Origin of the sequence: Romboutsia sp. 1001713B170207_170306_H8 (assembly GCF_015550495.1) — a bacterium.
Classification (GTDB): domain Bacteria; phylum Bacillota; class Clostridia; order Peptostreptococcales; family Peptostreptococcaceae; genus Romboutsia_E.
Window position 1 is genome coordinate 22,823 of record NZ_JADNAX010000016.1, and the last position, 11,726, is coordinate 34,548.

Below are 11,726 nucleotides of genomic sequence, written 5' to 3' on the forward strand. Positions count from 1 at the left end.
TTTGGAGGGAATATTATGTTAAGAAGACCTAGAAGATTAAGGGCAAATAAAGCTATAAGAAATTTAGTGAGAGAAACAAAGCTAAATGTAGAAGATTTAATTTATCCTTTATTTATAGTAGAGGGTGAAGGGATAAAAAATGAAATTTCATCTTTACCAGATGTATATCATTTTTCTTTAGATATGTTAGAAGATGAGATAAAAGAAATAAAAGACTTAGGAATTGAACATGTAATATTATTTGGTATACCTCATGATCATGAAAAAGATGCTTGTGGTAGTGAAGCTTATAATGATAATGGAATAATTCAAAGAGCTATTATAAAGATAAAAGAAATTGACAGTGAGATTAATGTTATTACTGATGTCTGTATGTGTGAGTACACTAGCCATGGTCATTGTGGAATCTTAAATGAAAATGGATATGTAAAAAATGATGTTACTCTAGAGTACTTAACTAAGATTGCAGTTAGTCACGCTAAAGCTGGTGCGGATATGGTTGCTCCTTCTGATATGATGGATGGTAGAATTGGTGTACTTAGAGAAGGTCTAGATGAAGCTGGTTTTGAGAATATAGGCATTATGGCATATAGTGTTAAGTATGCATCAACTTTCTATGGACCATTTAGAGAAGCTGCTAATTCTGCTCCTAGTTTTGGTGATAGAAAGACTTACCAGATGGATCCAGCTAATTCTAATGAGGCACTTATTGAAGCTGAGTTAGATGTTTTAGAAGGTGCGGATATTCTTATGGTTAAGCCGGCACTTTCATATTTAGATGTTATAAGAAGAGTTAAAGATAATTTCGATTTACCACTTGCAGCATATAATGTTAGTGGTGAGTATGCAATGCTTAAGTCTGCTGTTAAGAATGGTATTTTAGCAGAAGGTGCTATTTATGAATCAGTGATGTCTATTAAGAGAGCTGGGGCTGATATAATAATTACTTACTTTGCTAAAGATTTAGCAAAACTAATAAGAGGATAAGTTAATGGAAAAACTTTATTAATGAATAATAATATACAACATTAAAATAAAAAAGATATTAGTAAATTACTAATATCTTTTTTATTTTAATAAAATTATCATGGTATATTTATATGTGTTGATTACTTAGTGTCTACTAACAATAGATAATAATATTAAATACAGAGAGTGTTTTTAGGAGGAGATAATTGATATGATAAGAAATATGGAAAATAAAGATATAGATAAAATAATGGATATATGGATAAAAAGCACTATAAAAGCACATGATTTTATATCTAAAGAATATTGGGAAGGTAATTATAATACTGTAAAAAATGAATATATACCTATATCAGAAACTTTTGTATATGAAGATCAAGGAGATATAAAGGGATTTATAAGTGTAATCGATAAGGCATTTATAGGATCACTATTTGTTGATATAGATGCTCAAGGCAATGGTATAGGTAAGAGCTTAATAAATTATATAGTTAATAAATATAAAAAATTAAATTTATCAGTATATAAAGATAATAAAAAATCTGTAGAATTTTATATTAATAGAGGTTTTAAAATAATTAAAGAAGAAGTAAATGAAGATTCAGGATATAAAGAATATATGATGGAAAAATTATAATATATGAGTTTTAAGTTTGAATGACATATTTATAGGTCATTTTTTATTACGTAAATTTATAAAGTTTAGTGTATTCAATACACCTATATATAATTAAAAAACACTATATTTTTTTGTATTTTGCAGAATATATTAGAGACAAATTAAATATTAACTGAGGTATATTAAAATAGCATAAATTTATTTAAAATAGCAAATTATGTTTAATCCTAAAATTACTCATAATATAGTAAACCATAAAACTAGTTCTAAGGAGGAGATAAAAACATAAATGGAGAGTTTAAAAAAAGGCTAAGTAAAATACCAATAGGGATTGTACCTACATTTGTAGGATTATGTACATTGTCTAATATATATTTATTATTAGGATTTTCATGGGTAATACATATAAGTATAGCTGTATCAATAATAGTTTTGTTTCTTTACTTATTAAAAATAGCAACAAATATTAATATTGTAAGTAATGAATATTCTAATACAATACTAGCAAGTTTATACGCAGGTATAACAATGCTAATTATGATAATAGGAAGTTATATATTTGAGTTTAATATAGTATTGGGAAAATATATTTGGTTTATTGGAATTATACTACATGCACTACACATAATTGTATTTACTTATAGAAATGTTATAAAAAAATTTAATATACTTACCTTTATACCAAGCTGGTTTGTTACATATAACGGAATAATGGTATCCACAGTTGTTGGAATTAGTATGAATGAACCTATGATAAGCAAGATAATTGTGTATTACGGAATTACGATTTTATTTATAATAATGCCTTTTATGATATATAGGCTACTTAAATATGAAATAAAAGATGACGCATATCATACACAAGCTATAGTATTAGCACCATCAAGCTTATGTGTAGTAAGTTATATTAATATTATTAGAAATCCAAATAATACATTGTTATATTTATTATATATTGTAGTATTGCTATCCTTGGCTTTTGTTTTATATAAACTACCTAAATTTTTTGAATATAAGTTTTCTCCTGGATTTGCAGGATTAACATTCCCAATGCCTATAGGCATAGTAGCATCAGTAAAAATTTCAGGTTTTTTAGATAAACAAGGATATAAAATTTTATCAGTAATAATAAAAGAGATTTCAGGAATACAAATTTTTATTACAACTGGAATAATTACATTTGTTATATTTAATTTTATGACAATGTTGAGAAATAATTTTAAGGAAGATTAAATATTACTTAAAAAAAGTGGAGATGTAAATATATGAAAAAAATTCAATCAACTTGTAATATATGTTCTATAGGATGTAATCTTGATTTTTACGTTGAAGATAATAAAATTACTAAAGTTTCTCCAACTAAAAACTATCCTGTCAACAAAGGTCTTGCTTGTATAAAAGGTTTAAATTTAGATAAAGAGCAGATTAAAGGTGAAGTTACAAAAAAACCATTATTAAGAGATGAAAGTGGTAATAGAAATGAGATAGAATGGGATGAAGCATTTGAATTATTTGCAAAAAAAATGAGTGATATTCAATCAAAATATGGAACAGAAAGCGTTGCATTTATAAGTACAGGACAAATCACTACTGAAGAAATAGCCTTACTTGGACATGTAGCTAGAAACTTTATGAAAATACCTGGAGATGGAAATACAAGACAATGTATGGCAACTTCTGTAGTAGCTCACAAACAAAGTTTTGGATTTGATGCCCCACCTTATACATTAAAAGATGCAGAACTTTCAGATACTATAATTTTTATTGGTTCAAATCCAGCTATAGCGCACCCTGTTTTTTGGGCGCGCGTAAGAAAAAATAAGGATGCTAAGATTATAGTAATTGATCCTAGAAAGTCTGAAACAGCTAAGTATGCTGATGAATGGATTGATATTAAACCAAAAGGAGATTTAACATTATTATATACATTAGCTAATGTATTAATAGAAAATAATTGGATAGATAAGGAGTATATTAAACAGTATTCAGAAGGGTTTGAAGAGTTTAAAAATCATGTAAGTAAATTTACTCCAGAAAATTCTTTTGAAAAAATAGGTATATCAAAAGAGCGAATATTAAATCTTGCAAAAACTATACATGATGGAAAAAGAGTATCTTTTTGGTGGACAATGGGGGTAAATCAGAGCTATGAAGGCGTTCGAACGGCACAAGCGATAATAAACCTGGCTGTAATGACTGGAAATATAGGACGACCAGGAACAGGTGCTAATTCTTTAACCGGACAAAGTAATGCCATGGGATCAAGGGCGTTTAGTAATACTACTGGATTATTTGGTGGAGGAGATTTTGATGATATATTAAGAAGAAAAGCCGTATCAAAGGCATTAGAAGTAAATGAAAGTTTATTAGCTACAAAAGCGACTATACCATACAATGTAATAGTTGAAAAAGCTATAGCTGGTGAGATAAAAGGTTTATGGGTAATAGGAACAAATCCTAGACATTCATGGACTAATAACTCAGAGTTTAAAAAGGCTGCTGAAAATCTTGAATTTTTAGTTGTTCAAGATATATATGCAGATACACATACATCAAAGTTAAGTTACCTATTTTTGCCATCTGTACCAATTATTAAAAAAGAAGGGACTCTAATAAACCTAGAGAGAAGAGTATCCAAAGTCAATCCGGTTATACCGAAGGAAGAAGATGAATTAACTGATTATGAGATAATATTTAATATAGGTAAAGCATTAGGGATGGGCAAATTATTAGATAATTGGAAGACACCGAAAGATACCTTTGAATTACTTAAAAAATGTTCAAAGGGAATGCCATGTGATATAACTGGTATTACTTATGAGCTATTAGAAGGTGAAGATAGAACTGGTTCGGGAGGAATTCAATGGCCATTTAGAGAAAGTGAAGCACTTGAAGAAGATGAAAGAAGACTTTATGAAAATGGTGAATACTATACCCCATCAAAAAAGGTTAAGTTTTTATTTGGCGATATATCAAAAAATCCCGTAGCACAGTATGATGAATTTCCATATATACTTAACTCAGGAAGAGGAAGTGTAGGTCAATGGCATACAAGTATAAGAACTAGAGAAATACCTGATAAGTTAAAGACATGGCCTGAAAAAGCATATGTATATATGAATCCTAAGTTAGCATCAAAGTTAAAGATAAATGAAAATGAAAATGTAATTATTGAATCTATAAATAATTCAAGAGCTAAATTTGATGTAAAGATAAATGATATGGTAAAAGAAGATCAATTATATGCTCCTATACATTATATAGAAACAAATTCATTAACACCTAGTGTTTATGATCCTTTTTCAAAAGAGCCATCATTTAAAACTGTAGCAATAAAAATATTAAAAAAATAATACTTAATTCTACTATAAAAATCTCTCTTTATATTTGGTACAAATAAGGAGAGATTTTTGCTTAATTATCAATTGAACAATTTTATATCCTCTATAATAAAATAAATTATATTAAGTTAAATATCAAAGTATTTTATAGAATAGGAGGAAATATCTTATGATAGAATTGATGATTATAAGTGGATTTGTTTTATTAATATCTATAACCTCTAGTAAATTACTATATAAATTTGGAGTTCCTATATTATTAGTTTTTATTATATTAGGTATGTTATTTGGATCGGATGGGATTGTAGGGATTTACTTTTCAGATTATAGATTAACTAAGGAGTTATCCTCAATAGCATTGGTACTGATAATGTTTTACGGTGGTTTTGGAACGAATTGGAACATGGCAAAACCATCAGCTATGCCTTCCATATTAATGTCAACTTTAGGTGTACTAATAACAGCAATTCTTACTGGTTTATTCACTCATTGGATACTAGGAACAACTTTATTAGAAGGTTTGCTTATAGGATCAATAGTTGCTTCTACTGATGCTGCTTCAGTGTTTGCAATACTTCGTTCTCAAAAGTTAAACCTAGAAGGTTCTTTAGCTTCTTTATTAGAAGTAGAAAGCGGTAGCAATGATCCTTTTGCATATATGCTTACATTAGCAATACTTACTTTAATGGAAAATGGAAGTTTATCTAATTTAACTATACTTTTAATAAAACAAATAATATTTGGTATAGTAGTAGGTATTTTATTAGCAAAAGTATCTATATATTTAATTAAAAAACTAAACTTTGAGATAAAAGGATTTTATGCTATTTTCATAACGGCCATAGCAATATTATCTTATGCATTAAGTGAATACATAGGAGGAAATGGATATTTAAGTGTATATATGTGTGGGATAATTATTGGAAATAGTAAAATACCATATAAGAAAAGTTTATTTAAATTTTTAGATTGTATTTCATGGATAATGCAAATTGCTTTATTTTTCATATTAGGACTTTTATCATTCCCTTCAAAATTAATTAATATAATTAGAATATCAATACCAATTTCAATTTTTATGATTTTTATAGCAAGGCCATTAGCTACATTTATAGTACTTCATAAATTTAAATATTCACTAAAGGAAAAGATATTTATTTCTTGGGTCGGATTAAGGGGAGCAGCATCGATAGTTTTTGCTATATATGCTATAACTTATGGTGTTTTTATAAAGAGTGATATATTTCATGTTGTCTTTTCTGTAGCACTATTATCTGTAGCTATTCAAGGCACACTATTACCTAAGATTGCAAAAAAACTAGATTTAGTAGATGAGAACACTAGGGTACTAAAAACGTTCAATGATTATTCTGGTGATATTGATAAAAAAATAATAGAAGTAGCTATAACTGAGAAAAATACATGTGTAAATAAATCTATATCAGATGCAGAGATAGGAGATGATATTTTGATAATTATGATAAAGAGAAAAGGAGATACTATACTACCTAAGGGTTCTACAATTATCCAAAATGGTGATATATTAATTCTCACAGGCGAAGATATAGTAAACTTTAATGAAAAAAGTTTATAAATATAATATTAATTATAGATTATATTGACTAAAGAATATTTATGGATATTTAATCATTTTAAATATAAAATATGGCAGGTTAGAATATAATTTTTAATTACTAATTTATTAGGAGGATATTATGCTATCTAAAAAAGAAAATATGTTAGAAGTTGATCATAGTAGAATATCTAATCATTATAAAAATAAAGATAGTATAAAATATAATCGTATATTAAATTACAATAAATTTAATATAAATATGACTGAGTTTGTGAATGATAATAAAATTAAAAGTTTGACTAATTACTTGTTAGTTACATCAATTAAAGAAAGAATGACTTATGTATATGAAAGAGAAGATGATGTATGGGAATTATTATATAAATGGAGTTGTACAGTAGGAAAACCATCAACACCTACAATAAAAGGCGTTTTTTCTATAGGGGTAAAATATGATGCTATAACATCAGAAGGAAGTAGAGTTTTTGTAAAATATGCAGTAAATATAATTGGTGAATACTATTACCATTCTATATTATATGATATAAACACTGGAGAAATATATGATGATAGGTTAGGTGTTGCTATAAGTCATGGATGTATAAGGTTAGATACGAATAATGCAAAATGGATTTATGACAATATACCTATAGATACAACTGTAGTTATTAACTGATAGAAGCTGAAACAAAGAGATTAAATATTATTTACACATAAATGATAGTTGACAAGATGAAAATAGCTTAAAATCCAATCTGATTGAATTTTAAGCTATTTTAGTTTAACTTATTATCTATTAAATAAATAAACACCTAAATCATTAGTATCTAAATCAATGCCTAAATAATAAACTACATGATCTTCTAATAAGTAATAAACAAATCTTGAATTATCTAATTTTATTTTATCATTACAAATAGTGTATAAATTTGTTCTGAAAATTTGGTTATTACCAAATTTTCTATAAAGTGTAAATCCTCTTTTGAATTTTTTATCAACAAGGGTATTTGTGTTCTTAAATGCTTTAATAAAAGGAACTTCATTTATTACTTGATCCTTTAAGTAAATACACTTTAAGTCAAAGCTTTCACTTTTTCCATTAGATAATTCCTCCCATAGTTCTACAAGGTTACTATTTTTTATTAAGCATAATCCTATTGTAGGAGGAACAATTAGTAAGTCAGAAATAGTTTCAGTAGTTTCTGAACTATTATTCCAATTTATAGTCAATTCGTCTTCATCTATAAAAGATACAACACCAATTTTTTTAGAATCTGATTTATAAGTTACGATATCTCCAGTTTCAAAGTTAGATTTAAACTCAGAACCTTCTTCTATTATTAAATTTCCATCTACTACAGAAAATTTAGATACTAAATCTTTCTGCAATAATTCTTCTTTTGTTATAAAATTCATATTAATCCTCCTAAAAGTAACATACTAGAAATATATCACGTTAATTCAAATTATGAAAGGAAAATCTTGATACTAATATAATAACCTATAGAAAAAGTTAAATTCAAAATACTTTAAATATAGAAAATAAATATCTAGTTTAATATATTTATAAGCAATTGGATATAATAATTATGGAATTAAAAAATGAAAGTATTATAGTAGATAAAGGTATGTTTTATTGTTGTTCAGAAGAAATTGAGGTTAAAGGAATTGCACAAAGAAATATATCTTCAACTATATTAGGTCGTGAAGGATTTTTTCAAGTTCAAATATCAGGAACTGGTGTAGTTATTTTAGAATGTGATGTACCTAAAGAAGAAATTATAGAATGTGATATAAATGAAGATGAAGTATTAAAAGTAGATGGAAACTTTGCGATAGCTAGAACTAGTGGTGTGAATTTTTCAGTTACTAAATCAGATAAGAGTTTATTTGGTTCTGCGATAAATGGTGAAGGATTTCTAAATACATTTTCTGGTCAAGGGAAAGTGTGGATTGCTCCAACTCAACCTATATATCAAAAAATGATGATTCATAGTTTTGTAAGTAGTAATAATTCTATGAATAATTCAACACCACATCAAAAAAGGTAAATGTATAAAAAGAACTTTGTTAAGTTAACAAAGTCCTTTTTTTATACAATTAAGCAGCCACTCTTTCAGATTGATTATCTTTATTTAATTTATCCATAACTCTTATAGCGCTTAATATACCAGCATAAGCTAATATAACAGCAACTACTATTGACCACCAAGCAACACCGTATCCCATTTTATCAACAACTAAACCGAATATTGATGAACCTGCAGCGAATCCGATACCGAACACCAATTGAACCATACCTAGCACACCAGCATATTCTTTATTTCCAAATAATTTACCAACAAGTAAAGCTGGTCCCATTGTATATGCAAATATAGATAAACCTTTAGCTACTGCGAATACGTAAGCAAGAGGAGTTACATCTATTGCAAATATTAATGATAAGTTTGATATAAGAACTATTACTCCAGCTATTGCTACGGTTTTAAATGGTCCTAATTTATCAAATAGGTTACCACCAACTATAGTACCTGCAAGAGAACATATAGCGAATACAGATCCTATTATACCTGTGTTCACATCATGATTTAGATGTAAGTAAGCAGGATATTGTACCGATAATGCAGCAACATATATACCAACGAAGAAGAATCCTCCAGCAAGGAATTTAAATCCTTTAGTTTTCATAGCTTCTGCAACAGTGTATCCCCAGCTTAAGCTTTCTTCGTTATTTTCTTCTTTAGCATCTTTACTTCTTACAACTTCAGAAGAATCTTTTGGCATTCTTAACATGAATAATATTATTGGTAAAGCAACAACTAAACCAACAAGACCAAATATTAAGTAAGCTTGTTTAAATCCAACAGCCTTGATTAGGGCAACTGAAGAACCTTGTAAGAATATATTACCTATAGCACCACCAGCCATAGCTGTAGATAATGCTTTACCTTTACTTGCTTCATCGAACCAAGCGTTTATTAATAGAGGTATACCTAATGCTGATATTATAGCAGCACCAACTTGCATAACACCTGCTATTAAATAATATTGCCATGGAGCTGTTGCCATTGAGAAGGCAGCAAATCCACCACAACCTAATATAGCACCAGCTATATATAAAGGTTTAAGACTTATTTTTTTAAATAAACCACCAACTATTGGTGAACCTATAGCAGAAACTAATGTCCCTATTGTAAATATTAGAGAGAAGCTTGCCATAGTGAATCCTAACGTTTGGTCAGAAACAACATAGTACATAAATTGAGGTTGTAAGTTAGCTATTACACCATAAGGTATAGCTTGTATAAGCATACATGCTATAACAACTTTCCAACCAGCAGCAAATTTCTTTTTTGAATTGCTCATTGAAACTATCTCCTTTTTAAGTATAAAATTGTCAGGCGATAATCACAAGAAATAAATAAACCGACAAATAATAACAAAAATACTCTTGTGAACTCGCAGTAAAGAGTATAGTATCATCATGTTAATAAAAATGCAAACTAAAAATGTCGAAAAATGCCACCATAGAAAACGTTATCAACAGAAAAGTTGGCAAAAAATACATAAAAAAACATTGAATGCATTGAAAAAACTTGACTCTATAAAAAGAAATAAAATATTGGAATTTAAAAAAATTTTAATTTAAAATAATTATAAAATAAAATATTGAACTAAAATATATTTATATTTTATATATACTTTTTCTTTTTGATATAATTCTTGTAAGTATATAAATAATTGTGTAGAGAGGAGAAAATAATGTTTTACCCGATTAATTTGAAAATAGATAAATTTAAAATAATAGTAATTGGTGGTGGGGAAATTGCTTATAGAAAGTGTAATAACTTTATTGAATTTGGAAATAAGATAAAAGTTATTTCACCAAAATTTTTAGAGAAGTTTTGTACACTAGAAAAAGAAGGTAAAGTTGAGTTAATAAGAGATGTATATAAAGAAGAATATATACAAGATAGTTCGATTGTTGTAGCAGCTACAAATAATAAAGACGTTAACTATGAGATAGGTAAGTACTGTAATGAACACAATAAACTTGTAAATGTAGTTGATAATATAGAATTATCTAATTATATTGTACCTTCTTATATAAAAAGAGGTGATTTACTATTGAGTGTATCTACAGGAGGAAAGAGTCCATCTCTATCTAAAAAGATAAAGTCAGAATTAGAAGAGCAATATGATGATAGTTACGAGGATTATATAAAATTACTTGGATTAGTAAGAAATAATATAATAAAAAAATATGATGATATATATATAAGAAGAAAGTTAATAAAAAATTTAGTTTATTTAAGTTTTGAAGAGTTAAAGGTAGAAAGTAAAAAATATATATAAAAAATAATTTATATTATAGACATACATAAAGAAATAAACTAATATATACATATAGTCAACAAGAAGTGACAAAAATACGATGAAATAGACAGTAGGAATCGACATTATTTTTAATTTGTGTAAACGAAAATGTTCACAATATAAAATTTCCTTTATAAACCCAATTAGCAATAAACCCCTTAGACATAGGCTGTATAAATGCAGTCTATTTTTTTTACGTTATATTAATAAAAGTAAGGTGTTTTGATTAAATAGTAAGACAATATAATTACAATTAATAAATTTTTGTATATAGTTTTTTGTGATTTAAAATCCATAAATATTAGAGTGAAATATTAGCTTAAAGACTATAAAAAAAATAATATTAAAAAACTTTAAAAAAAGTATTGACCAATATTACTTATGGTGGTAAAGTATTACTTGTCCAAGAGATACGGACGAAAAAAGTGAAAGAAAGTGTTGACAAGATTTAAATAACTTGTTAAGATTAATAAGTCGAAACAATGAACTTTGAAAATTAAACAGTAGGTTAATTTATATAACTAATTCTTATTTAAGAATTAAACACAAACAACCAAGCCAGATATTCAGATAATGATTAGCTGAGCAATGGACAACTTTTATTTGAGAGTTTGATCCTGGCTCAGGATGAACGCTGGCGGCGTGCCTAACACATGCAAGTCGAGCGAACTTCTTCGGAAGTGAGCGGCGGACGGGTGAGTAACGCGTGGGTAACCTGCCCTATACACACGGATAACGTACCGAAAGGTACGCTAATACGAGATAACATATTTTTATCGCATGGTAGAAATATCAAAGCTCCGGCGGTATAGGATGGACCCGCGTCTGATTAGCTAGTTGGTAA

General features: G+C 27.5%; 10 protein-coding genes and 1 rRNA gene. 9 read left to right on the forward strand and 2 right to left on the reverse strand.

Going from position 1 to position 11,726, the window contains the following annotated elements; translation table 11 throughout:
* Nucleotides 1–15 precede the first annotated feature (15 nt).
* The 6 genes from hemB (at nucleotide 16) to I2A66_RS16005 (ending at nucleotide 7,181) form a co-directional block, all read left to right on the forward strand.
* Nucleotides 16–987 carry a porphobilinogen synthase gene (hemB, locus tag I2A66_RS15980; protein WP_195251992.1) on the forward strand — a complete coding sequence of 324 codons (972 nt, stop codon included), beginning with the start codon at nucleotides 16–18 and terminating at the stop codon, nucleotides 985–987.
* Nucleotides 988–1,180: 193 nt separating this feature from the next.
* Nucleotides 1,181–1,606 carry an N-acetyltransferase gene (locus I2A66_RS15985; RefSeq protein WP_147516844.1) on the forward strand — a complete coding sequence of 142 codons (426 nt, stop codon included), beginning with the start codon at nucleotides 1,181–1,183 and terminating at the stop codon, nucleotides 1,604–1,606.
* Between the two features lie 312 nt (nucleotides 1,607–1,918).
* Complete coding sequence (locus tag I2A66_RS15990; RefSeq protein ID WP_330615496.1) at nucleotides 1,919–2,821, forward strand: TDT family transporter; 903 nt, start codon at nucleotides 1,919–1,921, stop codon at nucleotides 2,819–2,821.
* A gap of 32 nt (nucleotides 2,822–2,853) precedes the next feature.
* Nucleotides 2,854–4,941 (forward strand): molybdopterin oxidoreductase family protein, encoded by a 2,088-nt coding sequence (locus tag I2A66_RS15995; protein ID WP_195251993.1) that lies wholly within the window; start codon nucleotides 2,854–2,856, stop codon nucleotides 4,939–4,941.
* A 157-nt stretch (nucleotides 4,942–5,098) separates the two neighbouring features.
* Complete coding sequence (locus tag I2A66_RS16000) at nucleotides 5,099–6,523, forward strand: potassium/proton antiporter (RefSeq protein ID WP_122641237.1); 1,425 nt, start codon at nucleotides 5,099–5,101, stop codon at nucleotides 6,521–6,523.
* A 121-nt stretch (nucleotides 6,524–6,644) separates the two neighbouring features.
* Nucleotides 6,645–7,181, forward strand: coding sequence for a L,D-transpeptidase (locus tag I2A66_RS16005; protein ID WP_243113423.1), 537 nt, complete (start codon nucleotides 6,645–6,647; stop codon nucleotides 7,179–7,181).
* A gap of 113 nt (nucleotides 7,182–7,294) precedes the next feature.
* Here I2A66_RS16005 and I2A66_RS16010 read toward each other — a convergent pair whose 3' ends face one another.
* Nucleotides 7,295–7,921: a hypothetical protein gene (locus tag I2A66_RS16010; protein ID WP_122641238.1), complete on the reverse strand. Its 627-nt coding sequence runs from the start codon at nucleotides 7,919–7,921 to the stop codon at nucleotides 7,295–7,297.
* Nucleotides 7,922–8,094: 173 nt separating this feature from the next.
* On the opposite strand from I2A66_RS16010, the gene I2A66_RS16015 reads away from it, so the two are divergent.
* A complete protein-coding gene (locus I2A66_RS16015) occupies nucleotides 8,095–8,556 on the forward strand; it encodes an AIM24 family protein (RefSeq protein WP_195251994.1) in 462 nt (153 codons plus the stop codon).
* 49 nt (nucleotides 8,557–8,605) lie between these two features.
* On the opposite strand, the gene I2A66_RS16020 is transcribed toward I2A66_RS16015, so the two are convergent.
* Complete coding sequence (locus I2A66_RS16020) at nucleotides 8,606–9,871, reverse strand: conjugated bile salt MFS transporter (protein WP_195251995.1); 1,266 nt, start codon at nucleotides 9,869–9,871, stop codon at nucleotides 8,606–8,608.
* Between the two features lie 396 nt (nucleotides 9,872–10,267).
* Between I2A66_RS16020 and I2A66_RS16025 the strand changes: the two genes are divergently transcribed.
* Nucleotides 10,268–10,861 (forward strand): precorrin-2 dehydrogenase/sirohydrochlorin ferrochelatase family protein, encoded by a 594-nt coding sequence (locus I2A66_RS16025; protein WP_122641241.1) that lies wholly within the window; start codon nucleotides 10,268–10,270, stop codon nucleotides 10,859–10,861.
* A 620-nt stretch (nucleotides 10,862–11,481) separates the two neighbouring features.
* Nucleotides 11,482–11,726 (forward strand): 16S ribosomal RNA (locus tag I2A66_RS16030); the annotation flags it as partial.

What these genes read in the sequence shown, in the direction of transcription:
- hemB (WP_195251992.1), top strand. Translation starts at nt 16, where the DNA reads ATGTTAAGAAGACCTAGAAGATTAAGGGCAAATAAAGCTATAAGAAAT.
- I2A66_RS15985 (WP_147516844.1), top strand. Translation starts at nt 1,181, where the DNA reads ATGATAAGAAATATGGAAAATAAAGATATAGATAAAATAATGGATATA.
- I2A66_RS15995 (WP_195251993.1), top strand. Translation starts at nt 2,854, where the DNA reads ATGAAAAAAATTCAATCAACTTGTAATATATGTTCTATAGGATGTAAT.
- I2A66_RS16000 (WP_122641237.1), top strand. Translation starts at nt 5,099, where the DNA reads ATGATAGAATTGATGATTATAAGTGGATTTGTTTTATTAATATCTATA.
- I2A66_RS16005 (WP_243113423.1), top strand. Translation starts at nt 6,645, where the DNA reads ATGCTATCTAAAAAAGAAAATATGTTAGAAGTTGATCATAGTAGAATA.
- I2A66_RS16010 (WP_122641238.1), bottom strand. Translation starts at nt 7,921, where the DNA reads ATGAATTTTATAACAAAAGAAGAATTATTGCAGAAAGATTTAGTATCT.
- I2A66_RS16015 (WP_195251994.1), top strand. Translation starts at nt 8,095, where the DNA reads ATGGAATTAAAAAATGAAAGTATTATAGTAGATAAAGGTATGTTTTAT.
- I2A66_RS16020 (WP_195251995.1), bottom strand. Translation starts at nt 9,871, where the DNA reads ATGAGCAATTCAAAAAAGAAATTTGCTGCTGGTTGGAAAGTTGTTATA.
- I2A66_RS16025 (WP_122641241.1), top strand. Translation starts at nt 10,268, where the DNA reads ATGTTTTACCCGATTAATTTGAAAATAGATAAATTTAAAATAATAGTA.